Origin of the sequence: Streptomyces macrolidinus (assembly GCF_023887685.1) — a bacterium.
Taxonomy (GTDB): domain Bacteria; phylum Actinomycetota; class Actinomycetes; order Streptomycetales; family Streptomycetaceae; genus Streptomyces; species Streptomyces macrolidinus.
Genome location: NZ_JAMWMR010000012.1, coordinates 139,749 through 163,816 on the forward strand (window position 1 = coordinate 139,749; position 24,068 = coordinate 163,816).

Here is a 24,068-nt window from a genome sequence, read left to right on the forward strand (position 1 = left end):
GTCCGCACCCGAGCCTCTCGACTTGTGCAGTTATCGCCCATATGTCGGTATGGATACACAAGGGCTATAAGGATCTCTGGGGAGATGACTGGGATGTTCAGAAGGTTCATCGGACTGCTCCTCATGCTGATCACGGCCGCGATCGCCGCCGTCTTGATCTTCAGCAACCTGACCGGCCCCCGGCACCAGGTGTCGTTCGCCGGTCAGTACGTCAACATGACCTTGCTCGCCCTGCTCTGTACCGGGCTCGCGCTGGGCTTGCTCTTCTCGTTGGGCCTGGCCACGCTCCTGAAGGCGCGGCGCCGCCGCCACCGGGACGCGCGCGGCTCACGCGACCGTGACGGCGGTGGGCGTCGCTTCCGACGTGACGACAGGGCGCACCGGCGCGGCGACGAAGGGGCGTATCAGCGCGGTGACGAAGGGACGTACCGGCGCGACGAAGGAACCTACTAGGCGCCTGCTGCGACAGGCGTCTCACGGACCCCGACACCCCTGGTCATGCGGCTCTCCAGCCACTCCAGCGGTCGACGGTGACCTCGACCACCGGGCCGTCCGGCGGGTCGTCCCGGTACTGGGGGTACTTCTCCGCCAGCAGGCCGACCGCCCGCTCGTACACCGTCCGGTCGCTCGCCTCGGGCGCGTAGGGCGGCAGGGTCCGCGCGCTCCCGTCGGCCCGTGCCCACCACAGGCGGGCCCAGTCCTCGTCGTACGCGTCCGCCAGCAGGCACACGGCGGGGTGGACGGCGATGTTGTCCAGCCGTTTCAGCCGTGGTGAGCGCTTCGGCTTGCGGTCGACGACCATGACGATCGTGGCGTCGTCGCGCCGTGCGAACACGACGGGTACGAGGTGAGGGCGCCCCGAGGCGTCCACCGTCGCGAGCCGCGCGACCCGGGCCTCGGCGAAGCGCCGCCGGGCCTCGTCCAGGCTCATCCGTGGCAACTTCCCCGCCTCCCTGTCCCTGACATCCCTGAGTCCCTTCGCGTCGCTCTCTTCACCGTCACCGGAAGCCCACCCAAGTCGTCCGCGTCGACACCCGCCATCTCTACCCCGATCCGAGGGCACCTGCGAGCTGCGCACGGGCAGTCCGCGGGTGCGTATCGCGTCGATCGGGCGATCGGCCAGCCGATCCAGCGGATGGTGATCGAGGACGGCCGCGACCGCACCCTGGCCGCGTTCGGCGGTGTGCCCGGCCTGCCACCCGGCAGGGTGATGCGGCGCTCGGAACTCCTGCGCGTACTGAACGAGCGGCTGCGGGTGGTCGGCATCCCGGTCGAGTGCGGCAAGCGGTTGGTATCCGCAGAGGCGGCACCGGCTGGTTCAGCAACACCGAGTGGCTACGGAGGGTGCGCGAGCTGCACGCCGAGAACCTGCCGGCCCGGGACATCCTGCGGGAGGCTGCGGCCGAGAAGATCGAGTGCTTCCCGGGCTGGAGATCATGCCCTCCGTCCCGCACTGGTACCGGGGGCGGATGGCCCTGGTCGGCGACTCGGCGCACGCGCCGTCCAACAGCTCGGGACAGGGCGTCTCGCTGGCGGTCGAGAGCGCGGGCGAACTGGCCCGCTGCCTACGCGACCTACCTGACCTGGCGACCGGCTTCGCCGCCTACGAGCGGCGGCGCCGCCCTCGGGTCGAGAAGATCGCGTCGGATGCTGCCAAGACCAACAACCAGAAGGCGGCGGGACCGGTGGCCAGGACGCTGTTCCGACTGATGGCACCGATCGCGACGAAGACCTTCATGAGGCCGGAGAAGATGCTGGGCCCGGTGCACGGCTACCGCATCGACTGGGAGGACACGGTGGCGGCTTGCCTCAAGACGCGCCGGCAGGAAGACAGGTTCCCGGGAGAACACTCGTGACGGACTCGCAGACGCTCGCGAAGCGGCCCGAGACCGAATCGGCGGCATCACCGACACCCCCGCCAAGCGCCGCGTTCGAGAGCGCGCAGGGCGAGGGCTCACCCGACTGAGCTCGCCTGCGGAGCGCCGCCCACCAGCGGGCGCCCTTGACAGGGGATGCCCAGCAGCCGGCCGCCGCGGACCAGTGACGTTAAGGCTGCATCAAGAGGCAGGCCAGAGGGCATACTTGAAGCGGTGCGGAGGTTCGGCATGGCGGGCGAAGTCTAGGGAGGGGACAGCCAGTGGGGGTTGTCGGCAAGGGGCTGGGAAAGGTCGAAATACGGCTGAAGTGGGACCCGAGCCCGCTGGGTGAGTCCCCGCGTCATCTCGATATCGTCGCCGCGACGTACTCCGTGGACGATCCGTTCGGCAGGCCGGTGTACGTCGTGCACTACGACAGCCGCTCGCCCGACGGCACGATCAACATGAACCGTCACAGCCAGACCGGCATGGGCTTCGGGTTCGTCGAGGTGATGTCCCTGGAGTTCGACCGCCTGTCCACCGCCTACTCACGGGTGGTGGTGGGGGTGGTCATCCATCAAGAGCCGGAGCCCCGCACGTTCGGCGACATGTCGAACGCCGGAGTGGTGATCGCCGAGGGCTACCAGGAACTGCTCGTCGACGACTTCTCGGGCGTAGCAGACGCGAGATCGACCTGGCTCGCGGAGTTCACCAGAAACGACTCCGGCGCGTGGGAAATGCACGAGATGATCCGCGGATCCGACAGCGACCCGGCGGGCTTCATGTCCGAGATGGGCACAGCCCGTCCCCGCACCTGACCCAACGAGCCGGGTCCAAGGCTCACGCCAGAGGCGACGCCCACCTGGCGTCGGTGGCGCCCGCCAGCCGGGTTCAACGGCCAGTTTGGTCGCGCAGGGAGCTCCTTGATCCCTCGTCGCACCTGCCGCCGACGGGCGGTGCGGGTGAGGTCCGCACGGCGGGCGTCCAGGAACGCGCCCTGGCACGAAGACCCGTAGCGCTGGACTTGTCGTCGCCCAGCGGCGAGTTGCTGCGCGGATGCCCCGTCAGTACGTGGCGGACTGCTGGGAATGCAGCGGGCCGGAGGGCTCGGAGCTGCGCGAGTGCAGCCTCACCGGCAGACCGCTCGCCCGTACCCGCATCTCACCCTTCGCAGCGCTCCGCCCCGCTGGATGAGATCCGGCGGGGCGGATTTACCAACAACGTCCGAGTTGGCAGAGGCCGCGGCACAGACAGAAGGGGATCGCCGGGACCTGCCGACACGGCTTACCGTCGGCTGGTGGTCTGACGACCCGGCTCACCTCAGATGCCGGGCGAAGAACCGGGCCCCGGCGTCGACCTCGAACTGCGGGACGCCGGTATGCCCGCCCGTATTGGCGTGCAGCGTCTTCTCCTTGGAGCCGAAGGCGTCGAACAGGTCCAGGGCCGCCTGCCGGTCGTTCCTTTCATCGTCCCACTGCAGCAGGAGCTGCAGCGGAATGGTGACCTGGCGGGCCTCCTCGAACATGGCGGCGGGCACAAGACTCCCGGCGAAGAAGCAGGCGGCCACGATGCGCGGCTCGACCATCGCCAGCCGGATGCCGATGGAGATCACTCCCCCGTCGTACCCGACCGGGCCGCCGATCTCGGGCAGCGACAGGAGAGCGTCCAGGGCTGCCTGCCACTCTGGGACCGACTTTTCGACGAGCGGGAGGACGAGGGCGTCGATGATCTCGCCGCCGACCGGCTCGTCGGCTTCCATAGCCCGGCGCAGGTCGGCGCGGGCCTGCTCGACGGCGGCCCAACGGGGCCGCTCACCGCTCCCGGGCAGTTCGATGGTGGCCGAGGCGAAGCCGTACTCCGCCACGTAGTGCCGGGCCCGTTCCGCCAGCCGGGAGTACATCTTGCGCAGTCCGAGCGGAGGATGGCCGATCAGGACAAGCGGCGCACGTGCGGACGTGGACGCGGGCGTCCACAGGATGCCGGGGATCTCGCCGAGGGTGAATTCACGCTCGAGGACACCGTCGTCGAAACGCTGTTCAGACGTGAAGTGCATGGTCGTGCCTTTCGGGAGTGCTCATGAACGGCGCTCCCGGACGACCTGTCGCCCGACCGTGACCCTGGAGGGGAGCACCCATGTCGGTACTGCGTTCACGGGTACCACCTCCTCGTCTTCTCGCACGGCCTCCGGAAAGGTAACAGTGGTCGCGCTGGTCCGCCAACAGGTCTCTTGCGCGGCCTTGATGGCCGGACGCCAAGGCACCGGAACACTCCACGGGTTCACTCCCGGGCACTGCGCCGCGACAAGTCCGGCCGCGGCCACCGCCTCGTCCGAAGCGTGTCAGGTCAGGTGTTGAGCGCGTGTCCGGTCGTTGAGTCGACGTGCTCTGGGATCTCGTCGTGGCGATCGCCCACGGTCGGTGTTCCGGTGGGTTCGAACATGAGGATCGCGGCGCCGGACGGGGCGTACGGCTTGTGCTCTGTGCCTCGGGGGACGGTGAAGACCGCCCCCTGCGGGAGCAGGACCGTGCGCTCCCCGTCGGGCCCGCGCAAGGAGATGTGCAGTTCGCCATCGAGTACCAGGAAGAACTCATCAGTGTCGTCGTGGACGTGCCAGATGTGTTCGCCCTCGACCTTGGCGATGCGGACGTCATAGTCGTTGACACGCGTGACGATGCGGGGGCTCCACAGGGCATCGAAGGAGGCCAGAGCCTTGCTGAGGGGGATGGGTTCGCTGCTCATGGGCTCATCCTGAGCCGTTTCTCATAGCCGCCGTGAGTGCTAGGAATTGCATATGGCGAAAGAATCCTCGCACACAGCTCACGCGGCGGGCGTACACCGGATCGTCGTGATCGTGGACGAGAACTCGAACCCCTTCGAGCTCGGCTGCGCGACCGAGGTATTCGGCCTGCGCAGACCAGAGATCGGCCATGATCTCTACGACTTCAGGCTCTGTTCCCCCGAGCCCCGCACCCTGATGCGAGACGGATTCTTCACGCTCACGGGAGTCGCCGACCTGAAAGCGGCCGACACCGCGGATACCTTGATCGTCCCCAACCGCCCGGACATCGAAGTGCCCCGCCGTCCCGCCGTGCTCGATGCCGTCCGCCGGGCACACGCCCGCGGTGCCCGCCTGATCGGCTTCTGCAGCGGCGCCTTCACACTGGCCGAGGCCGGAGTCCTCGACGGGCGCCGGGCCACCGCGCACTGGCAGTGGGCTGATTCCTTCCGAGCGCGCTTCCCCTCCGTCCAGCTCGAAGCAGACGTGCTGTTCGTGGATGACGGAGACATCCTCACCGCGGCAGGGAGTGCGGCTGCGCTCGATCTCGGGTTGCATGTGGTTCGCCGCGACTACGGTGCGGAAGTCGCCAACTCCGTGAGCCGGCGACTGGTCTTCGCGGCGCAACGGGACGGTGGGCAGCGGCAGTTCGTGGAGCGTCCCATGCCCGACCTGCCGGACGAGTCCCTGGCGCCTGTCCTGGCCTGGGCCCAGGAACGGTTGGACTCACCGCTCACTGTGGCTGACCTTGCGGCACGTGCGACGGTCAGTCCGGCAACGCTGCATCGCCGCTTTCAGGCGCAACTGGGCACGACGCCGTTGACGTGGCTCACGGGAGAACGGCTTGCCCTGGCGTGCCGGTTGATCGAGCGAGGCGAGTCCCGGTTCGAGGTGGTCGCGCGACGCAGCGGGCTCGGCACCGCTGCCAATCTGCGCACGCTGATGCGCCGCGAGACCGGCATCACACCGACGGCATACAAGCGCCGGTTCGGGCCGGAGGGGAATTGACGGCGGACGTCGCCCTGCGACGAACCACGTGTGCTTCAGCTCTGCTGTCGCCGGAGGGAAGAGTTGCGAGCGGTCCCGGCGCGGCCCCGCTGAGCAGGAACCCCGGCCGGAGCCGGCCGCCACCCGTAAAGGTGGCGGCCGTCGGGCGGAGATTCCTCGGCCCCGGACCGAGAAGGAGGTCATTCAAAGAGGCCGGAGTCGCTCGGTACGTAGGTGAAGCAGTAGCCGCTGGTCCCGCCGTAGTACTGGTCGCCGTAGTAGAGGACGTAGTCCCCTGTGAACGGGCCCACGACACCGTCGGGTTGGACATGGAAAAGTCCTTGGAACCATTGGACCTGAGCTTTGGTCTGCGGGCCCCACAGTCCGTCTTCGGTGATGAGCGGGTGACCCTGTGACGCGGTGTCGAATGCACTGATGCCTTCGACGTTCATGCCGCGCGATCCGGACGGTTTCTACGCCGAAGGCGCTGTCCTGGACCCGGGCCGCGCACAGTTGACGAGGTTCATCTACTCACTGCTGCGTTCCAAGCGCACGCCGGCGCTGATCCGTCGCGGTGATCCTGAGCAGTACCAGTTGGGGCTGGTGTCGAGGGGCTCCGCGTGGTTTTCCCAGAACGGCGCGGAAGCCGAGCTGCAGGCAGGGGACATGGCACTCTGGGATACCTCGCTCCCTTACGAATCCGGATCCGGGATGGACGGCGGCGACGTCGAAGTGTTCGTCCTGCAGATCCCCAAGACCGCGTGGCCCCTGCCGTCACGAGAAGCGCAACGCCTTCTGGCTCGGCCCGTCCGGGGCGGCGTCGGCTTCCCGGCCGTACTGTCCGACATCCTGGTCTCTGTCGCGGGCAATGGTCCCGATTGCCGGCCCGGCGACTTGACCGGTCTTGGCGACATAGCCTTGGAACTCGCTGTCTCCTGCATGGCCCAGCAATGTGACCAGGAGGAAGACGTCAGGGCTCCCGTCCGGTCCCAGGCGCTGCTCCGGCAGATCAACAGCTTTATCGAACACCGATTGGTGGACCCGGACCTGACACCACGCCAGATGGCGGAACACCATCACATATCGTTGCGTACGCTGTACACCCTGTTCAAGGAACAGCGCGAAGGGGTCTCAGGATCGATTCGCCGCCGACGGCTTGAGCGTTGCCGCGACGACCTGTCCCGTCCCGACCAACGGGACTACTCGGTCGAGGCCATCGCCGCCCGCTGGGGGTTCCACGACCCGAGCGCATTCGCCCGTACTTTCCGGAATACCTATGGCGCTTCGCCCAGCCAGTTCCGCCGCCAGGCCGAGGCGGCCGAGCGGAGAGAGCGACGCTGTCCTCGATGATCACGAGCGGCGACCGGCGCCGGACTGTCGGCTCGTTGACACAGGCTGCCACCGCCGCCGCCCAGACCTGGACGCGCGTCATCCCACCCCGACCGGAGGAGGCGTCCCCGTCGAATGCTTGCGACGTCAGGTGTGGCCGTCTCGTTGGCTCCCCCTTGCCGGGCTACGCGCGACAGCTCACCATTCGGCCCTCTACTCCCGAAACTGCCACTACGCCGAGACGTCCGCCGGGACAGCGACAAGCGTAGGCCCCTTCTTCTGGCGGCCTTGAGTTCTAGCGGTCGGCGCTGAGACGCCAGGTCCAGCCGGACGTACTCCGGCTGGCTCGCCGTCCACATGGACGCACTCACCGGCGTCCTCGCCCACACCTCGACGGCCTGGACGACGACATCCCATCCGAGCTGCGCCCGGCGAGGCCACGGTCCCACCGGCAGCCGGACCGGCTCAGGGCCGGTCCGGGTGCCGGTGTGCCGGGCCGGGGGCACACTGGAGACGTGCGACATCGTTTCGTTCGGCTGTTCGGTCGCCGTCGTCCGGCGACCGACGATGCCTCGCACCAGGCCCAGCTCCGGGCCCTGACCGCCCTGTTGGACGAGGCGGTCACCGTCCAGGTGGGGGCCGACCTCGCGGTGGCGGCCTGTGGCGAGCCCGGACCCGTGCGCGCGGAGGCCGCGCGGACGTGCGGGCGGCACACCGTGGCCCTGCACCGGCTCAGCGGGCGCCTGCACAGCCTGCCGATGACGTATCCAGATCTCGCCGCGGCACGCGCGCACGCGGGTCGGCTGCTGGCGTACGACCAGTGGATGGTGCGCCAGGCGATGGACCTGGCGTTCACCGCGCACGCCGACGCGTGGACCGAGGCCGCGCGGCTGCGGCTGAACGGCCTCGGCCGCCCCGCGGACGAGCTGCGCAGGCTCCGGGACCGGCTGAACAGGCCGAGTACGCAAGGCTGTTGAGCGGCTCACCGGCAACGCAAGGAGGCCGTCGTGGAGTTCGACGTGATCGTGGAGATCCCCCAAGGCTCGCGCAACAAGTACGAGATGGACCATGAACTGCACCGACTCCGCCTGGACCGGATGCTGTTCACCTCCACCCGGTACCCGGCCGACTACGGCTACATCGAGCACACGCTGGGCGGCGACGGCGATCCGCTGGACGCCCTCGTCCTGGTCGGCGACCCCACCTTCCCCGGCTGTGCGATCAGGTGCCGTGCCGTCGGGATGTTCGTCATGAAGGACGAGGCGGGCCCGGACGAGAAGGTGCTCTGCGTCCCCGCGCACGACCCGCGCTACGAGGGCGTGCAGGACATCGGGGACGTCCCCGTCTTCGACCGGCTGGAGATCACCCACTTCTTCGAGGTCTACAAGGACCTGGAGCCGGGCAAGTCGGTCGAGGGCTCCCACTGGGAGGGCCGCGACCAGGCGTACGCGGAGATCGAGGCCTCCCGGCGGCGGGCCGCCGAGGCCTGACCGGGCCACCGAGGCCTGAGCGGGCCACCGCCGCGCTCATACGCTCAGGCGGTACGGCAGCATGCACACCACCACGTCCGTACGGGACCGCAGGATGTGGGCCAGCAGCAGACCCCGCTGGTTCTGGAGGATCTCGTAGCGCCGATGGCGGGGTTCGACCTCCGGGATGAGCACGGCGACCTGCCGGCCGTCCCCGGCCGCGCGCTCCACGTACTCGACGATCGGCTGGACCAGCGAACGGTGCGGGCTGTCGATGATGTCGAGGCGTACGCCCGGGTTCCAGCGCTGCCACGCCTCCTGGAGCGCCCGCGCCCGGTCGGGGTCGGAGTGGACGGCGACCGCGACCACGTCACCGCCGAAGGCGAGCGCGGTGCTCACGGCGTGCCGGGCGAGCTTGCTGACCTCGCCGAGCGGCACGATCACCAGGCTGCGCTCGCGCAGGGCCGGGGGACCCGGGGTGCGGCCCAGCTCCAACTCCCGCCCCACCTCCGCGTAGTAGCGCTGGATGCGGGCGAACAGCAGCATCATCAGCGGGATCGCGACCACGACGACCCAGGCGCCGTGCAGGAACTTGGTGGTCAGGAGGATGACGGTGGCCACGGTGGTGAGCAGCGCCCCGGTGCCGTTGATCAGTGCGCGTGGCTTCCAGTGGGCGGGGCGTTCGGTGGCCCAGTGCCGTACGAGACCGAGCTGACTGAGCGTGAAGCCGATGAACACGCCGATCGCGAAGAGCGGGATCAGCCGGTGGGTGCTCGCGTCGACCGCGGTGAGGAGCAGGGCGGCCAGCAGCGCCAGCGCGACCACGCCGTAGCGGTAGACGGGCCGTTCGGCGCGCAGCCCGAACAGGTGGGGCAGCCGGTTGTCACGCGCGAGCAGGCTCATGAGCACCGGGAGCCCGCCGAAGCTGGTGTTCGCGGCGAGGAGCAGGGCCAGGGTCACCAGGAGATTGGTGGCGTAGTAGGCCGGGCCGGTGCCGAAGGAACCGGCGGTGAGCTGGGCCAGTACCGTGACCTGCCCGCGGGGGGCCACATGGTCGCGGTGGATGAGGAAGGCCAGGCCGATGAGCAGGAGCGCGAGGATCGCTCCCAGCATCAGCTCGGTGCGCTGGGCGCGTTGGACGCGTGGGGTGCGGAAGGTGGGGACGGCGTTGGCGATGGCCTCCACTCCGGTCAGGGCCGAGCAGCCGGAGGAGAACGCCTTGAGGACCAGCAGGATCCCGAGCGCCTCGTGCGCGGGGTGGGACTGTGCGGTGCCCACGACGGCGGCCGGGTGCGCGCGGAGCAGGCCGACGACGATGACACCGCCGATCGCCGCGATGAACAGCGCGGTGGGCAGCATCAGCACGCGGGCGCTGTCGGTGACGCCGCGCAGGTTCACGGCCGTCAGCACGGCAAGGCCGATGAGGCAGATGACGAGCTTGTGGCCCGCGAGCGCGGGGAAGGCGGAGGCGAGGGCGTCGGTGCCCGCGGCGAGGCTGACGGCGACGGTGAGGACGTAGTCGACGACGAGGCTGGCCGCGGCGAGCAGGCTGACCTTCGCGCCCAGGTCCTTCTTGGAGACGGCGTAGGCGCCGCCGCCGTCCGGGTGGACGGCGATCACCTGCGTGTACGAGACCACGAGCACGGCGAGCAGGAAGGTGATCACCAGGGTGATGGGCAGGGTCGCGGTCAGCGCGCCGGTCCCGGCGGCGACGAGGCCCAGCACGATCGCCTCGGGGCCGTACGCCACCGAGCTGAGCGCGTCCAGCGACAGCGCGGCCAGGCCTTCCAGGCTCGTGAGGTGGTCCCGCTCCCCCTCCCCCGGGCGGAGCGGGACCCGGGGGCTCAGCTCACGACGTGCCAGGCCATACGCCATCGGGACCTCATCACGGCTGGGCGGACGGTCGGCAACAGTGTCACCCGCCGGGGCCGGGGCCGCGTCCCGGACTACGGCAGGCGAGGGAGTGCGACGCGCGGGCGGTCAGTGCTAGGGCCTCTCGTTTGGATCACGCCGGGCTCGCGGGGTCTGGTGCCGCTCCCCCAAGCTCTTCGAGCAGGGGGGACCCCCAGCCGCGTTGTCGTCGGTTGGCAGGACTCCGCCCTGCCGCCCTCCTCCGCCTTGCGATGTACGGCACCAGACCCCGCTCCCTGATCCGGCCTGATCCAAACGAAAGACCCTAGGCCGTGAGGTCCCGGAGGGCGGTGTTGAGCGCGAGGACGTTCACGCGGGGTTCGCCCATGAAGCCGAGGGTGCGGCCCTGGGTGTGTTCCTCGACCAGCTTCGCCACCCGCTCGACCGGCAGCCCGTTCCTGACGGCGACCCGGTGGACCTGGATCCGCGCGTACTGCGGGGAGATGTCGGGGTCCAGGCCCGAGCCGGAGGAGGTCACCGCGTCGGCGGGGATGTCCGACGGCTCGACCGTGTAGCCCGGCACGGAGTTGTCCTCGACGACCGCGGCCCTGGCGGCCTCGACCTGCTCGCGCAGCGCCTTGGTGTCGGCGGCGAGGTTGGTGGCTCCGGACACGAGCAGCTTGTACCGGGTGTTGACCGTGTTGGTGCCGAGGCCGTGCGCCGGGCGGCCCTGGAACCACTTCAGGTCGGGGGCCGGGGGCTGGTCGCCCTTCGTCGACGGCAGGTCGTACGACTGCCCGATCAGCGAGGAGCCGACGACCTTGCCGTCCGCGCCGACCCGGGAGCCGTTCGCCTTGCCGGGGAAGAACGCCTGGGCGACGCCGGTGACGACCAGCGGGTAGACGACGCCCGTGACCAGGGTCAGGACGAGCAGGGCGCGCAGGCCCGCGCCGAGCAACCGGGCGGTGTTCCTGAGGGAGTTGTTCATGGCGATTCAGCACGCTTTCGCATCAGTACAGGCGCATTCCGCATCAGTGCAGCCCGGGGAGGAGGGAGATGAGCAGATCGATGATCTTGATGCCGACGAAGGGGGCGACCAGTCCGCCGAGGCCGTAGATCCCGAGGTTGCGGCGCAGCATCCGGTCGGCGCTCACCGGCTTGTACTGCACGCCTCTGAGGGCGAGCGGCACCAGCACGATGATGATCAGTGCGTTGAAGATCACCGCGGAGAGGATGGCGGAGTCGGGCGAGGACAGCCGCATGATGTTGAGCTTGTCCAGGCCCGGATGGACCGCGGCGAACAGCGCCGGGATGATCGCGAAGTACTTCGCGACGTCGTTGGCGATGGAGAACGTCGTCAGCGCGCCGCGGGTGATCAGCAACTGCTTGCCGATCTCCACGATCTCGATGAGCTTGGTCGGGTTGGAGTCGAGGTCGACCATGTTGCCGGCCTCCTTGGCGGCCGACGTACCGGTGTTCATCGCGACCCCGACGTCCGCCTGGGCGAGCGCGGGCGCGTCGTTGGTGCCGTCACCGGTCATCGCGACCAGCTTGCCGCCCGCCTGCTCCCGTCGGATCAGCGCCATCTTGTCCTCGGGGGTGGCCTCGGCGAGGAAGTCGTCGACGCCCGCCTCCTCGGCGATGGCCTTGGCGGTCAGCGGGTTGTCGCCGGTGATCATGACGGTCCTGATGCCCATGCGGCGCAGTTCCGTGAACCGTTCGCGCATCCCGTCCTTGACGACGTCCTTGAGGTGGATGACGCCCAGGACCCGGGCCCCGTCCGCGTCCTCGACGGCCACGAGCAGCGGGGTGCCGCCCTGCTGGGAGATCCGGTCGGCGACCGCGTCCGCGTCCTTCGGCACCTCGCCGCCGCGTTCCCGTACCCAGGCGATGACCGAACCGGCCGCGCCCTTGCGGATCCTGCGGCCGTCCACGTCGACGCCGGACATACGGGACTGGGCGGTGAAGGCGATCCACTCGGCCCCGGCCAGCTCGCCCTGGTCGCGCTCGCGCAGCTCGTACTTCTGCTTGGCGAGGACGACCACGGAGCGGCCCTCGGGGGTCTCGTCGGCCAGCGAGGACAACTGGGCGGCGTCGGCGACCTCGGCGGCGCTCGCGCCGCCCACCGGCACGAACGCGGATGCCTGCCGGTTGCCGAGCGTGATGGTGCCGGTCTTGTCGAGCAGCAGGGTCGAGACGTCACCGGCGGCTTCGACGGCCCGGCCGGACATGGCGAGGACGTTGCGCTGCACCAGCCGGTCCATTCCGGCGATGCCGATCGCGGACAGCAGCGCGCCGATCGTCGTCGGGATGAGGCAGACGAGCAGGGCCACCAGGACGACCAGGGTCAGACGGGTGCCCGCGTACTCGGCGAACGGCGGCAGCGTGGCGCAGGCGAGGAGGAAGACGATCGTCAGCGCCGCCAGCAGGATGTTGAGCGCGATCTCGTTGGGTGTCTTCTGCCGGGCCGCGCCCTCGACCAGGCCGATCATCCGGTCGATGAAGGTCTCCCCCGGCTTCGTCGTGATCTTGACGACGATCCGGTCGGACAGCACCTTCGTACCGCCGGTGACCGCGGACCGGTCGCCGCCGGACTCGCGGATGACGGGCGCCGACTCGCCGGTGATCGCGGACTCGTCGACGCTCGCGACGCCCTCGATCACATCGCCGTCGCCCGGGATGATGTCACCGGCCTCGCAGACGACCAGGTCACCGATGCGCAGCTCGGTGCCGGGGACCTGCTCCTCGCGGTCGCCGGTCAGCCGCCTGGCCAGGGTGTCCGTCTTGGCCTTGCGCAGGGTGTCGGCCTGGGCCTTGCCGCGGCCCTCGGCGACGGCCTCCGCCAGATTGGCGAAGACGACGGTGAGCCAGAGCCAGGCGCTGATCGCCCAGCCGAACCGGTCACTCGGGGTCCGGAAGGAGAAGACCGTGGTCAGCACCGCGCCGATCCACACCACGAACATCACGGGCGAGGTGACCATCACCCGTGGATCGAGCTTGCGCAGCGCGTCCGGTAGCGACCTGACCAGTTGGCGGGGTTCGAACAGGCCCGCGCCGACACGGCCCTTGGCGAACCTGCGCCCGCTCGGGACATCGCTGTGCGGGGCCCGGCTCGGAGTGACGGTGGGCATGGGAACCTCTGGGTTCTTGGTACGGGTGGTCATGACGCCAGCCCCTCGGCCAGCGGGCCCAGTGCGAGGGCCGGGAAGTAGGTCAGCCCGACGATGATCAGGATCGCGCCCACCAACAGCCCGGTGAACAGCGGCTTCTCGGTGCGCAGGGTGCCCGCGGTGACCGGTACCGGCTGCTGCTCGGCCAGCGATCCGGCGAGCGCGAGGACGAACACCATCGGCAGGAAGCGGCCGAACAGCATGGCGAGCCCGGTCATGGTGTTGAACCAGTCCGTGTTCGCGTTCAGGCCCGCGAAGGCCGAGCCGTTGTTGTTCGAGGCGGACGTGAAGGCGTACAGGATCTCGGAGAACCCGTGCGCGCCGGGGTTGAGCATCGAGTGCCGCGCCGAGGGCAGGGCCATGGAGACCGCGGTGCACACGAGGACCAGCGCCGGGGTGATCAGGATGTAGACGGCGGCGAGCTTGATCTCCCGGGTGCGGATCTTCTTGCCCAGGTACTCGGGGGTGCGGCCGACCATCAGACCGGCGATGAACACCGCGATGATCGCCATGATCAGGATGCCGTAGAGACCGGAGCCGACGCCGCCGGGCGCGATCTCGCCGAGCATCATGCCGAGCAGGGCGATGCCACCGCCGAACCCGGTGAACGAGGAGTGGAAGGAGTCGACCGCTCCCGTCGAGGTGAGGGTGGTGGACACCGCGAAGATCGAGGAGGCGCCGACGCCGAAGCGGACCTCCTTGCCCTCCATCGCGCCGCCCGCGAGCCGCAGCGCCCCTTCGTGGTGGGCGAACTCGGTCCACATCATCAGGGCGACGAAGCCGACCCAGATGGTGACCATGGTGGCGAGGATCGCGTAGCCCTGCCGGACCGAGCCGACCATGATGCCGAACGTCCGGGTCAGTGCGAACGGGATCACCAGGATCAGGAAGATCTCGAAGAGGTTGGTGAAGGGGGTCGGGTTCTCGAAGGGGTGCGCGCTGTTGGCGTTGAAGTAGCCACCGCCGTTGGTGGCCAGCTCCTTGATGGCCTCCTGCGAGGCGACCGCGCCCCCGTTCCACTGCTGGGAGCCGCCGAGGAACTGGCCGACCGCGTGGATGCCGGAGAAGTTCTGCAGGGCGCCCGCGGCCACCAGGACGATCGCGGCGATCATCGCGATCGGCAGCAGGATGCGGACGACTCCGCGGACCAGGTCGGCCCAGAAGTTGCCCAGGGCGCCGGCGCGCGTGGCGGCGAAGCCGCGGACCAGGGCCACGGCCACGGCGATGCCGACGGCCCCGGAGACGAAGTTCTGCACGGCGAGCCCGGCGGTCTGCACGACATGGCCCATGGCCTGTTCACCGGCGTACGACTGCCAGTTGGTGTTCGTCACGAAGGAGGCGGCGGTGTTGAAGGCCTGCGCGGGTTCGATGGACCGGAAGCCGAGCGAGAGGGGCAGGACGCCCTGGAGCCGCTGGAGCAGATAGAGAAGGAGAACGCCGACCGCAGAGAAGGCGAGGACGCCGCGCAGATAGGCGGGCCAGCTCATCCGGACGTTCGGGTTGACGCCGATCCCCCGGTAGATCCACTTCTCGATCCGCAGATGCCGGTCGGAGGAGTAGACCTTGGCCATGTAGGTGCCCAGGGGGACATAGGCGAGGCTCAGTGCCGCCATCAGGGCGAGCAACTGGAGCACACCGGCCAGTACGGGGCTCATCGGGCTCTCAGAACCTCTCCGGGAAGAGCAGGGCGAGGACGAGATAGCCCAGCAGGGCGACGGCCACGACCAGGCCGACGATGTTCTCGACGGTCACAGCTTCGCCACCCCCTTGGCGGCGAGGGCCACCAGCGCGAAGACCGCGACCGTGGCGATGACGAAGGCCAGATCGGCCATCGTGAGCTCCTGGGATGAGTTCGAATGGGACAGCAACGGTTCGAGAGAAGCGTGTTTCCGGCCGGATTCGACTTCCGTTGACGGGTCCCTTACGGGGATGTTCACCCCTTTGATGGAACTCTTACGGCTCCCCGCACTTCCACGGCTCCCGCGCCGTCACAGGCCCAGTTCGCTCAGGCCCGGGTGGTCGTCGGGCCTGCGGCCCAGCGGCCAGTGGAACAGGCGCTCCGACTCCGTGATCGGAAGGTCGTTGATGGAGGCGTGGCGCCTGCGCATCAGACCGTCGCCGTCGAACTCCCAGTTCTCGTTGCCGTAGGAGCGGAACCAGGTGCCCGAGTCGTCATGGCATTCGTAGGCGAAGCGCACGGCGATACGGTCGCCGTCGAAGGCCCAGAGTTCCTTGATGAGCCGGTACTCCAGCTCGCGCCGCCACTTGCGGGTGAGGAACGCGACGATCTCGTCGCGGCCGTTGATGAACTCGGCGCGATTGCGCCAGCGGGAGTCGGCCGTGTAGGCGAGGGCGACCTTCTCGGGGTCGCGTGAGTTCCAGCCGTCCTCCGCCGCCCGCACCTTCTCCAGGGCGGTGTCCCGGGTGAACGGGGGGAACGGCGGGCGCGGTGCGTGCGTCATGGCAACCTCCGTAGGGAGAACGTCTGTTCTCCATCGGGTTGCCACGGTAGGTGTACTTGGCGGGACCGAGGTCGAGCACCACGCCCGGTCCCGCCCGTCCGCCCCCTGTCGGCGAACGTGATACGGCCGTGCGCCGCCTGCGGCAGCGGCGCCGACCAGTCTCCTGCTAGCGGCGGCCCGACTTGCGGGTCGCGCGCAGCCATTCCTTGTTCATGCTGGTGATGGAGACCAGCGGGATGCCCTTCGGGCAGGCGGTGGCGCACTCCCCGGTGAGGGTGCAGCCGCCGAAGCCCTCCTCGTCCATCTGCGCCACCATGTCCAGGACGCGGCTCTCGCGTTCGGGCGCGCCCTGCGGCAGGACGTTGAGGTGGTTGATCTTCGCCGAGGTGAAGAGCATCGCCGCGCCGTTCGGGCAGGCCGCCACGCAGGCACCGCAGCCGATGCACTCGGCGTGCTCGAAGGCGAAGTCCGCGTCCGCCTTCGGTACGGGCGTGGCGTGGGCCTCGGGCGCGGCGCCGGTCGGGGCGGTGACGTAGCCGCCGGCCTGGATGATGCGGTCGAAGGCCGAGCGGTCGACCACGAGGTCCTTGACGACCGGGAAGGCCGCGGCCCGCCAGGGCTCGATGTCGATGGTGTCGCCGTCCTTGAAGGACCGCATGTGCAGTTGGCAGGTGGTGGTGCGCTCGGGGCCGTGGGCGTCGCCGTTGATCACCAGGCTGCACGCGCCGCAGATGCCCTCGCGGCAGTCGTGGTCGAAGGCGACCGGATCCTCGCCCTTGAGGATGAGTTCCTCGTTGAGGGTGTCGAGCATCTCCAGGAAGGACATGTCGGAGGAGATCCCGTCCACCTCGTACGTGGACATGGCGCCTTCGGCGGCGGCGTTCTGCTGCCGCCAGACGCGCAGGGTGAGCTTCATGCGTAGCTCCGCTGGGTGGGGTGGACGTACTCGAAGACCAGGTCTTCCTTGTGCAGGGTGGGGGCCTCGCCGGTGCCGGTGAACTCCCAGGCGGCGGCGTAGGAGAACTTGTCGTCCTGGCGGGCGGCCTCGCCGTCGGGTGTCTGCGACTCCTCGCGGAAGTGGCCGCCGCAGGACTCCGCGCGGTGCAGCGCGTCGAGGCACATCAGCTCGGCGAGTTCGAGGTAGTCGACGATGCGGTTGGCCTTCTCCAGCGACTGGTTGAACTCCTCGCCGGTGCCAGGGACCTTGATGCGCCGCCAGAACTCCTCGCGGATCTGCGGGATGCGCTCGAGTGCCTTGCGCAGACCCGCGTCGGTACGTGCCATGCCGCAGAACTCCCACATCAGTTCGCCGAGTTCGCGGTGGAAGGAGTCGGGGGTGCGGTCTCCGTCGATGGCGAGCAGTGTGTGGAGCCGGTCCTCGGTCTCTGCCAACAGCTCCTGGACTACGGGGTGTTCGGCCGTGACCTCGTCATGGTGCGGGTTGCGGGCGAGGTAGTCGTTGATCGTCGACGGGAGGACGAAGTAGCCGTCGGCCAGGCCCTGCATCAGCGCGGAGGCGCCGAGGCGGTTCGCGCCGTGGTCGGAGAAGTTGGCCTCGCCGATCGCGAACAGGCCGGGGATCGTGGTCTGGAGGTCGTAGTCGACCCACAGTCCGCCCATCGTGTAGTGCACGGCGGGGTAGATCCGCATCGGCACCTCGTACGGGTTCTCCGCGGTGATCCGCTCGTACATGTCGAAGAGGTTGCCGTACTTCTCCTCGACCTTCGCCCGGCCCATGCGTCGGATGGCGTCGGCGAAGTCCAGGTAGACGCCCTGGCCGCCGGGGCCGACCCCGCGGCCCTCGTCGCACACGTTCTTCGCGGCGCGGGAGGCGATGTCACGGGGCACGAGGTTGCCGAAGGAGGGGTAGATGCGCTCCAGGTAGTAGTCGCGCTCGTCCTCGGGGATCTGGTTCGGCGGCCGGTCGTCGCCCTTGGCCTTGGGCACCCAGATCCGGCCGTCGTTGCGCAGCGACTCGCTCATCAGGGTGAGCTTGGACTGGTGGTCGCCGGTGCGCGGGATGCAGGTGGGGTGGATCTGTGTGAAGCAGGGGTTGGCGAAGTAGGCGCCGCGGCGGTGCGCCCGCCAGATGGCGGTCGCGTTGGAGTTCATCGCGTTGGTCGACAGATAGAAGACGTTGCCGTAGCCGCCGGAGGCGAGGACGACCGCGTCCGCGAAGTAGGTGTCGATCCGCCCGGTGATCAGATCGCGGGCCACGATGCCGCGGGCCCGGCCGTCGACGACGATCAGGTCGAGCATCTCGGTGCGCGGGTGCATCTCGATGGTGCCCGCCGCGATCTGGCGCGACAGTGCCTGGTAGGCACCGAGCAGCAGTTGCTGGCCCGTCTGGCCGCGGGCGTAGAAGGTGCGGGAGACCTGGACGCCGCCGAAGGAGCGGGTGTCGAGGAGGCCGCCGTACTCGCGGGCGAACGGGACGCCCTGTGCCACGCACTGGTCGATGATCTCCACCGAGATCTGGGCGAGGCGGTGGACGTTGGACTCGCGGGCCCGGAAGTCGCCGCCCTTGACGGTGTCGTAGAAGAGGCGGTGGATGGAGTCGCCGTCGTTGCGGTAGTTCTTCGCGGCGTTGATGCCGCCCTGCGCGGCGATCGAGTGGGCGCGGCGCGGGGAGTCCTGGTAGCAGAACTGGACGACGTGGTAGCCCTGTTCGGCGAGCGTGGCGCCGGCGGAGCCACCGGCGAGGCCGGTGCCGACGACGATCACGGTGTGCTTGCGCCGGTTGGCCGGGTTGACCAGCTTGGCCTCGAAACGGCGGGTGTCCCAGCGCTCGTTGATCGGCCCCTGGGGGGCCTTGGTGTCGACGACCGGCGCTCCGGTCGCGTAGTCCGAGTATTCGGCGGACGCAGTCATCAGCTCACCACTCCGGTCATGACGCCCACGGGCACGGCGATGAAGCCGACCGTGAGCAGCGCTGCGAGGACATTGGCGATGGTCTTCAGGGCACGGTCGCGGGTGCGGCTGCCGACCCCGAGGGTCTGGGCCGCGCTCCAGAAGCCGTGCCGGATGTGCAGGCCGAGCGCCAGCATGGCGACGATGTAGATGACATTGCCGTACCAGGTGGAGAAGGTGTCCACGACGTTCTGGTAGGGGTGCCCCTCCTGGAAGCCGCCCGGGTGCACGGTGCCGGTGGTCAGGTCGAGCAGATGCCAGACGACGAACAGGCCGAGGATGATCCCGCCCCAGCGCATGGTGCGCGTGGCGTAGCTCGCCCGGGGCCGGGCGTGCACGTACTTGCTGGGGCGCGCCTTGATGTCGCGGCGGCTGAGCTGGTACGCGGAGACCGCGTGGGCGACGACCGCGACGACCAGGACGACGCGGATGAGCCACAGCGTCCACTCGTAGTGCATGAACGGTTCGCCGACGGTGCGCAGCCAGTGGCCGTAGTGGTTGAACTCGCCCGCCCCGAAGTAGATCTTGAGGTTCCCGATCATGTGGGCGACGAGGTACAGCAGCATGATCAGGCCGCTGACCGCCATCACTGTCTTCTTGCCGACGGTGCTGCCCCACACGCTGCGGGCCATGGACGGCCGTCGGTCCGTCCGGGTTGCCAGAGCCATGGGTCAGCACGCTAGGGCCGAAGGGCCCCATCGGTCCAAGACATGGTCCGGCTTGTTTCGATAGCCAGCACCTATGATTGCAGGATGCAGTTCCAACAGCTTCAGTACTTCGTGGCGGTCGCCGAGACCCGGCACTTCACCCGGGCCGCCGACCTGGTGCATGTCGCCCAGCCTTCGCTCTCGCAGCAGATCAAGGCGCTGGAGCGGGAGTTGGGAGCGGATCTGTTCCTGCGGGCACGCGGCAACATCACGCTCACGGACGCGGGCGAGGCGCTGCTGCCGCTGGCCCGGCGCATCCTCGCCGACGCGGACACGGCCCGGCACGAGGTGCAGGAGCTGGTGCAGTTGCGCGGCGGCCGGGTGCGGCTCGGCGCCACCCCGAGCCTGTGCACGGGGCTGCTGCCGGACGTGCTGCGCGCCTTCCACGACCGCTATCCCGGCATCCGGCTGCTGATCGAGGAGGGCGGCTCGCACGATCTCGTCCGGGAACTGGCGCGCGGCGCCCTCGACCTCGCCCTGGTCGTACTGCCGCTGCCCACCGCCTCCCCCGCGCTGACCACGGTGGAGCTGCTGCGCGAGGACCTCGTGGTGGTGTCCTCGCCGGAGGCCCCGCGGCCCGGCGGCGGCCGTCGTACGGTCCATATCGCGGATCTGCAGAGCGAGCGCCTGGTGATGTTCCGGCACGGCTACGACCTGAGGGAGCTGACCGTGGCCGCGTGCCGCGCCGAGGGCTTCGAGCCGGACTTCGCCGTGGAGGGCGGCGAGATGGACGCGGTCCTCGGCTTCGTACGGGCGGGGCTGGGGGTCGCCGTCGTGCCGCGCATGGTCGCGACCCGGTCCGGGCGCAATCTGCGCGTGACCCCGCTGGCCTCGCCCGGACTGCACCGGACGATCGCGCTGGCCCACCGCAGCGATGTGGCACCGCCTCGGGCGGCGCGGGAGCTGCAGCGCATGCTGCTGGAGCGCTGAGGCGGGGGGCGCGAGCCCCGGCCCGGCCCGTACGCGGTGGCGGTTCAGCCCCTCGCGTCCGCCAGCGCCAGTTCGTGCAGGCGGTCGGGCGGGCCCGGACGGGCGTAGTACCAGCCCTGGGCCGTGTCGCACCCGAGGATCCGCAACTGCTCGGCCTGGGCGCCGGTCTCCACGCCCTCGACCGTGACCGCGAGGTCCAGGCTGTGGGCGAGGGAGACGATCCCCTCGACGATCTTGAGGTCGACGGGGTCGGCCGGGTACTGCTGCATGCCCTGGGTGAAGGAACGGTCCAGCTTGAGGATGCTCACGGGCAGCCGGCGCAGGTTGGCGAGGTTCGAGTAGCCCGTGCCGAAGTCGTCCAGGGCGATGTCCACCCCCATCTCGGCCAGTCGGCGCAGCGGCTTGAGCAGGTCGTCGTCCGCCCCGATGAGCGCCGACTCCGTGACCTCCAGGCAGAGCGCGTCCGGTTCGAGACCGGCGTCCTCCAGGATGTCGACGGTGTCGGAGACCAGACCCGGATGGGTGAGCTGGCAGGGCGACAGATTGACGTTGATGCGCATCGGGCCGGTCCGTGCGTGCCGCTCCTGCCATGCGCGTGCCTGTCCCACGGCCTCCTCCAGCACCCAGCGCCCCAGCGGCACGATCAGCCCGGTGTGCTCGGCGAGCGGGATGAAGCGGTCGGGGCCGAGGACACCGTGCTGCGGATGCAGCCAGCGCACCAGCGCCTCGGCGCCGTGCACGGTGCCGTCGCCGAGGTGCACCAGCGGCTGGTACTCGATGAAGAACTCGCCCCGGTCAAGAGCCATGGGCAGTGCCGTGGTCAGCCCGTGGCGGGTGATGGCGCGGGCGTCGGCCTCGGGGTCCGCGACCTCGAAGCGGTTCCCGCCCGCGGACTTGGCCCGGTACATCGTGATGTCGGCGCTGCGCAGCACCTCCGCCGGTCCGCGCTCCCCGACCGGCCCCTCCACGACGCCGATGCTGCCGCGCACGGTCAACTCGCGTCCGTCGACGCTGATCGGGGTGACCAGCGCGTTCATGATGCGGCCGACGAGTTCGTCCACTCCGCGCTCGGTGTCGGCCCCGGTGATCAGCGCCACGAACTCGTCGCCGCCGAGCCGCGCGACCATCTCGCCGGGCGCCGTCGCACAGGTCTGCAACCGGTCCGCGACCTCGACGAGGAGCCGGTCGCCTGCCGCGTGGCCGAGGCTGTCGTTGACGGTCTTGAAGCCGTCGAGGTCGAGGTAGCACAGGCCGAACCGCTGGCCCTCGCCCGCCGCGAGCGCCTTCTCCAACCGCTCGAAGAACAGGGTGCGGTTGGGCAGCCCGGTGAGCGCGTCGTGGGTGGCCTCGTAGCGCAGCCGCAGGTTCAGCAGGCGCCGCTCGGTGGTGTCCTCCATCAGCGCGAGCTGGTACTGCGGGCGGCCGTCCGCGTCCCGCAGCAGCGACACCGTGAGGTTCGTCCACAGGACCGTTCCGTCAGGCCGGTAGAAGGCCTTCTCGACGTGGTAGTGGTCGCGTTCACCGCGGACCAACTCGTCGTACAGGCGCCAGATGTGCGGCGCGTCCTCGGGGTGGGTCCACTCGGTGATGAGGCGACCGCGCACCAGTTGCTCGGAGCCGCCGAACATCCGCAGCAGCGCGCCGTTGACCTCGAGGATCTTGCCGTCGAGGTCCGCGATGCCGATCCCTATGGCCGCGCCCTCGAAGACGGCTCGGAACCGGGCCTCGCTGGAGTGCAGCGCCTGCGCGACCATGCGCTGGGCGTGGAACGCGGCCTGGGAGATGGACTCCTGCTCGGCCAGCGTGCGTTCCTTGAGCGCCTTGGCGAATCCGGCGGCCATCGCGTGCTGGAGCCGCGATGAACGGCTTCTGAGCGCCTCCTGCGTCTGCGCGGAGGCGTCCGGGTCACCGCAGTAGAGCACCAGATAGGCGTCGACGCAGTCGAGCGTGCGGCTGAGGGCTTCCGGGTCCGTGCAGTGGACCGCGATCAGCGCAGCCCCGATCTCCCTGGCCACGGCGGCGTCGAACGCCCTGGCCCGCAACGCGTCGCTCAACCGCCGTGCCAGCGGCAGCAGTTGCTCCTCGAACTCCGGCCGGGTCAGCGACGTCGAGGTCGCCGGGAACACGGCCCGGCTCCAGATCGTCGCGAACCTGCGCAGTCTGTCCTCCGGTCCCCCCGGCTCCGCACTCACGCCGAACGCCCCACGCCGGCGAACCCGGAGAAGGCATACGGGTCCTCGTCCCCGGTCACCGTGTCGGGCCGCCAGTCCGGCATCGGCACCAGTCCGGGTTCCACCATGTCGTACCCCTCGAAGAACCGCGCGATCTGGTCGCGCGAGCGCATGATCAGCGGATTGCGGATGTTCTTGTACACGTCCACGACGCCCTCGGCCCGCTCCTGCGGGAGCGGGCCTCCCTCGAACGCGGCATGCGTGAGAACGAGCAGACTGCCCGGCGCCAGCGCGTCGCGCAGCTCGGCCACCGCACCGTACGGGTCGTCCGCGTCCTCCACGAAGTGCAGTATGGCAACGAGGAGAAGCGCGACCGGCCGGTTCAAGTCGATCAGCCGCTCCACCTGAGGGCTCGCCAGGATCTCCCGGGGCTTGAGGAGATCGCCCGCGACGACGTCCGCCGTGTCGTTGCCCTGGAGGACGGCCTGGCTGTGGGCGACCGCCACCGGATCGTGGTCGACGTACACCACCCGCGCGCCCGGGTCCGCCTGTTGGGCCACCTCGTGGACGTTGCCGAAGGTCGGGATGCCGGAGCCGATGTCGAGGAACTGCGTGATGCCCTCCTCGACGGCGAAGCGCACCGCGCGGCGCATGAACGCCCGGTTCGCCTGCATGATCTTGGGGAGCCCCGGCATGTGCTCCATCGCCGTGCGCGCCGCCTCCCGGTCGGCCTCGAAGTTGTGCGATCCGCCCAGGTAGAAGTCGTACATGCGGGACACGCTCGGTACGGAGACGTCGATGCTCCGTGGGGCCCAGGCGGGACGCTCCATGTAGCTCTCCAAGGCGTAGGCGGCGGGTGCGGACGATCCGGTGTTCGAGCCGAGGCTACTGATCGTCCGCCAACAGAGCGAGCAGAAACGGAAATTGACCGTCCGTTCCCGGTCACGGCGTGTGGTCTTCGATGGGACATCGAGGCTATTGGGGCGGTTCGACCGGGTCGCACGGAGAGCACGGACACAGCGGGGACGGCCCGACGTGTTCCACCGGTCCGCCCCTTTCCTCCCTGATTGTGCGACGTACCTCGGCCACCCGCCCGCTCACCGCGTCCCGCGCACCGCCTCCCCGGTCACAGCCGTGTCGGTCAATCCGCGCCCGCCGCGATCCCCTCCTTCGGGGCAATTCCCACGGGCTTCGGCGCGCACCGGCGTACGCGGGCCCATGATCTCCGTCGTGCATCGATCCGAACGGACCCGATCCGCCTTCCTCATACGGCTGTTGACGCCGATGACGCTGGCGTGGATCTTCGTGGGCGCCCCCGCGGGCGCGGCGTCGGCGGACGCGTGCGCCTACGCCTCGACCGGCCCGGACGGCCCGACGGCGGTGGCGGTCGCGGGCGGCCACCACTGGCCCCTCCCGCCGTGCCGTACCCCGAGCCCCACGCCTCCGCCCA

The 24,068-nt window shown here is 69.6% G+C and carries 23 protein-coding genes and 1 pseudogene; 9 read left to right on the plus strand and 15 right to left on the minus strand.

Features of this window, described 5'->3' with window-relative positions:
* Nucleotides 1–84 precede the first annotated feature (84 nt).
* On the plus strand, nt 85–453 hold the full coding sequence (locus NGF19_RS16040; RefSeq protein ID WP_252425589.1) for a hypothetical protein: 369 nt from the start codon (nt 85–87) through the stop codon (nt 451–453).
* A gap of 43 nt (nt 454–496) precedes the next feature.
* Here NGF19_RS16040 and NGF19_RS16045 read toward each other — a convergent pair whose 3' ends face one another.
* Nucleotides 497–940 (minus strand): TIGR03668 family PPOX class F420-dependent oxidoreductase, encoded by a 444-nt coding sequence (locus NGF19_RS16045; RefSeq protein WP_252425590.1) that lies wholly within the window; start codon nt 938–940, stop codon nt 497–499.
* A 475-nt stretch (nt 941–1,415) separates the two neighbouring features.
* On the opposite strand from NGF19_RS16045, the gene NGF19_RS16050 reads away from it, so the two are divergent.
* Both NGF19_RS16050 and NGF19_RS16055 read left to right on the plus strand, forming a co-directional pair.
* Nucleotides 1,416–1,856: an FAD-dependent oxidoreductase gene (locus NGF19_RS16050; protein WP_252425592.1), complete on the plus strand. Its 441-nt coding sequence runs from the start codon at nt 1,416–1,418 to the stop codon at nt 1,854–1,856.
* Nucleotides 1,857–2,137: 281 nt separating this feature from the next.
* The gene (locus NGF19_RS16055; protein WP_252425593.1) at nt 2,138–2,674 is read left to right on the plus strand and encodes a TerD family protein; all 537 of its coding nucleotides are present in this window, start codon (nt 2,138–2,140) and stop codon (nt 2,672–2,674) included.
* A gap of 497 nt (nt 2,675–3,171) precedes the next feature.
* On the opposite strand, the gene NGF19_RS16060 is transcribed toward NGF19_RS16055, so the two are convergent.
* Nucleotides 3,172–3,909, minus strand: a complete 738-nt coding sequence (locus tag NGF19_RS16060) for an alpha/beta hydrolase (RefSeq protein WP_252425594.1) — start codon at nt 3,907–3,909, stop codon at nt 3,172–3,174.
* 290 nt (nt 3,910–4,199) lie between these two features.
* On the minus strand, nt 4,200–4,595 hold the full coding sequence (locus NGF19_RS16065; RefSeq protein WP_252425595.1) for a cupin domain-containing protein: 396 nt from the start codon (nt 4,593–4,595) through the stop codon (nt 4,200–4,202).
* A 52-nt stretch (nt 4,596–4,647) separates the two neighbouring features.
* Here NGF19_RS16065 and NGF19_RS16070 point away from each other — a divergent pair, with 52 nt between their 5' ends.
* On the plus strand, nt 4,648–5,640 hold the full coding sequence (locus NGF19_RS16070; RefSeq protein ID WP_252425597.1) for a GlxA family transcriptional regulator: 993 nt from the start codon (nt 4,648–4,650) through the stop codon (nt 5,638–5,640).
* Nucleotides 5,641–5,819: 179 nt separating this feature from the next.
* Here NGF19_RS16070 and NGF19_RS30685 read toward each other — a convergent pair whose 3' ends face one another.
* Nucleotides 5,820–6,071, minus strand: coding sequence for a peptidoglycan-binding domain-containing protein (locus NGF19_RS30685; protein ID WP_289735071.1), 252 nt, complete (start codon nt 6,069–6,071; stop codon nt 5,820–5,822).
* Between NGF19_RS30685 and NGF19_RS30985 the strand changes: the two genes are divergently transcribed.
* From NGF19_RS30985 to NGF19_RS16090, 3 genes are all read left to right on the plus strand, one after another.
* Nucleotides 6,040–6,969, plus strand: a complete 930-nt coding sequence (locus NGF19_RS30985) for a helix-turn-helix domain-containing protein (protein WP_252425598.1) — start codon at nt 6,040–6,042, stop codon at nt 6,967–6,969. The genes NGF19_RS30685 and NGF19_RS30985 overlap by 32 nt on opposite strands.
* 494 nt (nt 6,970–7,463) lie before the next feature.
* On the plus strand, nt 7,464–7,925 hold the full coding sequence (locus tag NGF19_RS16085; RefSeq protein ID WP_252425599.1) for a hypothetical protein: 462 nt from the start codon (nt 7,464–7,466) through the stop codon (nt 7,923–7,925).
* 30 nt (nt 7,926–7,955) lie between these two features.
* Nucleotides 7,956–8,438 carry an inorganic diphosphatase gene (locus tag NGF19_RS16090; RefSeq protein WP_252425600.1) on the plus strand — a complete coding sequence of 161 codons (483 nt, stop codon included), beginning with the start codon at nt 7,956–7,958 and terminating at the stop codon, nt 8,436–8,438.
* Between the two features lie 36 nt (nt 8,439–8,474).
* Here the strand turns inward: NGF19_RS16090 and NGF19_RS16095 are convergent, their stop codons facing one another.
* The 9 genes from NGF19_RS16095 to NGF19_RS16135 form a co-directional block, all read right to left on the minus strand.
* Nucleotides 8,475–10,292 (minus strand): APC family permease, encoded by a 1,818-nt coding sequence (locus NGF19_RS16095; RefSeq protein ID WP_252425602.1) that lies wholly within the window; start codon nt 10,290–10,292, stop codon nt 8,475–8,477.
* 301 nt (nt 10,293–10,593) lie between these two features.
* Entirely contained in the window at nt 10,594–11,256 is a 663-nt protein-coding gene (locus NGF19_RS16100; RefSeq protein WP_252425603.1) for a potassium-transporting ATPase subunit C, read from the minus strand.
* A 43-nt stretch (nt 11,257–11,299) separates the two neighbouring features.
* On the minus strand, nt 11,300–13,432 hold the full coding sequence (kdpB, locus tag NGF19_RS16105; protein ID WP_252425604.1) for a potassium-transporting ATPase subunit KdpB: 2,133 nt from the start codon (nt 13,430–13,432) through the stop codon (nt 11,300–11,302).
* The gene (gene kdpA / locus NGF19_RS16110; protein WP_252425605.1) at nt 13,429–15,093 is read right to left on the minus strand and encodes a potassium-transporting ATPase subunit KdpA; all 1,665 of its coding nucleotides are present in this window, start codon (nt 15,091–15,093) and stop codon (nt 13,429–13,431) included. Before kdpA ends, kdpB begins: the two co-directional genes overlap by 4 nt.
* A gap of 7 nt (nt 15,094–15,100) precedes the next feature.
* Complete coding sequence (gene kdpF, locus NGF19_RS16115; protein WP_252425606.1) at nt 15,101–15,190, minus strand: K(+)-transporting ATPase subunit F; 90 nt, start codon at nt 15,188–15,190, stop codon at nt 15,101–15,103.
* 236 nt (nt 15,191–15,426) lie between these two features.
* Nucleotides 15,427–15,900: a nuclear transport factor 2 family protein gene (locus NGF19_RS16120; protein ID WP_252425607.1), complete on the minus strand. Its 474-nt coding sequence runs from the start codon at nt 15,898–15,900 to the stop codon at nt 15,427–15,429.
* Nucleotides 15,901–16,066: 166 nt separating this feature from the next.
* The gene (locus tag NGF19_RS16125; protein ID WP_252425608.1) at nt 16,067–16,816 is read right to left on the minus strand and encodes a succinate dehydrogenase/fumarate reductase iron-sulfur subunit; all 750 of its coding nucleotides are present in this window, start codon (nt 16,814–16,816) and stop codon (nt 16,067–16,069) included.
* Complete coding sequence (locus NGF19_RS16130) at nt 16,813–18,771, minus strand: fumarate reductase/succinate dehydrogenase flavoprotein subunit (protein ID WP_252425609.1); 1,959 nt, start codon at nt 18,769–18,771, stop codon at nt 16,813–16,815. Before NGF19_RS16130 ends, NGF19_RS16125 begins: the two co-directional genes overlap by 4 nt.
* On the minus strand, nt 18,771–19,442 hold the full coding sequence (locus NGF19_RS16135; protein WP_252425620.1) for a succinate dehydrogenase: 672 nt from the start codon (nt 19,440–19,442) through the stop codon (nt 18,771–18,773). The genes NGF19_RS16130 and NGF19_RS16135 overlap by 1 nt, the downstream gene beginning before the upstream one ends.
* 120 nt (nt 19,443–19,562) lie before the next feature.
* Here NGF19_RS16135 and NGF19_RS16140 point away from each other — a divergent pair, with 120 nt between their 5' ends.
* On the plus strand, nt 19,563–20,447 hold the full coding sequence (locus NGF19_RS16140; protein ID WP_252425610.1) for a LysR family transcriptional regulator: 885 nt from the start codon (nt 19,563–19,565) through the stop codon (nt 20,445–20,447).
* A 44-nt stretch (nt 20,448–20,491) separates the two neighbouring features.
* Here NGF19_RS16140 and NGF19_RS16145 read toward each other — a convergent pair whose 3' ends face one another.
* A complete protein-coding gene (locus NGF19_RS16145) occupies nt 20,492–22,639 on the minus strand; it encodes a putative bifunctional diguanylate cyclase/phosphodiesterase (RefSeq protein ID WP_252425611.1) in 2,148 nt (715 codons plus the stop codon).
* Nucleotides 22,636–23,448, minus strand: coding sequence for an SAM-dependent methyltransferase (locus tag NGF19_RS16150; RefSeq protein WP_252425612.1), 813 nt, complete (start codon nt 23,446–23,448; stop codon nt 22,636–22,638). The genes NGF19_RS16145 and NGF19_RS16150 overlap by 4 nt, the downstream gene beginning before the upstream one ends.
* Nucleotides 23,449–23,848: 400 nt before the next feature.
* On the opposite strand from NGF19_RS16150, the pseudogene NGF19_RS16155 reads away from it, so the two are divergent.
* A pseudogene (locus NGF19_RS16155) lies at nt 23,849–24,068 on the plus strand (hypothetical protein); the annotation flags it as partial.

Excerpts from the sequence above, each read along its gene's own strand:
- NGF19_RS16120 (WP_252425607.1), bottom strand. The coding sequence starts at position 15,900 with ATGACGCACGCACCGCGCCCGCCGTTCCCCCCGTTCACCCGGGACACC.
- NGF19_RS16125 (WP_252425608.1), bottom strand. The coding sequence starts at position 16,816 with ATGAAGCTCACCCTGCGCGTCTGGCGGCAGCAGAACGCCGCCGCCGAA.
- NGF19_RS16130 (WP_252425609.1), bottom strand. The coding sequence starts at position 18,771 with ATGACTGCGTCCGCCGAATACTCGGACTACGCGACCGGAGCGCCGGTC.
- NGF19_RS16060 (WP_252425594.1), bottom strand. The coding sequence starts at position 3,909 with ATGCACTTCACGTCTGAACAGCGTTTCGACGACGGTGTCCTCGAGCGT.
- NGF19_RS16040 (WP_252425589.1), top strand. The coding sequence starts at position 85 with ATGACTGGGATGTTCAGAAGGTTCATCGGACTGCTCCTCATGCTGATC.
- NGF19_RS16065 (WP_252425595.1), bottom strand. The coding sequence starts at position 4,595 with ATGAGCAGCGAACCCATCCCCCTCAGCAAGGCTCTGGCCTCCTTCGAT.
- kdpB (WP_252425604.1), bottom strand. The coding sequence starts at position 13,432 with ATGACCACCCGTACCAAGAACCCAGAGGTTCCCATGCCCACCGTCACT.
- NGF19_RS16150 (WP_252425612.1), bottom strand. The coding sequence starts at position 23,448 with ATGGAGCGTCCCGCCTGGGCCCCACGGAGCATCGACGTCTCCGTACCG.
- NGF19_RS16100 (WP_252425603.1), bottom strand. The coding sequence starts at position 11,256 with ATGAACAACTCCCTCAGGAACACCGCCCGGTTGCTCGGCGCGGGCCTG.
- NGF19_RS16095 (WP_252425602.1), bottom strand. The coding sequence starts at position 10,292 with ATGGCGTATGGCCTGGCACGTCGTGAGCTGAGCCCCCGGGTCCCGCTC.
- NGF19_RS16070 (WP_252425597.1), top strand. The coding sequence starts at position 4,648 with ATGGCGAAAGAATCCTCGCACACAGCTCACGCGGCGGGCGTACACCGG.
- kdpA (WP_252425605.1), bottom strand. The coding sequence starts at position 15,093 with ATGAGCCCCGTACTGGCCGGTGTGCTCCAGTTGCTCGCCCTGATGGCG.
- NGF19_RS16135 (WP_252425620.1), bottom strand. The coding sequence starts at position 19,442 with ATGGCCCGCAGCGTGTGGGGCAGCACCGTCGGCAAGAAGACAGTGATG.
- NGF19_RS30685 (WP_289735071.1), bottom strand. The coding sequence starts at position 6,071 with ATGAACGTCGAAGGCATCAGTGCATTCGACACCGCGTCACAGGGTCAC.
- NGF19_RS16140 (WP_252425610.1), top strand. The coding sequence starts at position 19,563 with ATGCAGTTCCAACAGCTTCAGTACTTCGTGGCGGTCGCCGAGACCCGG.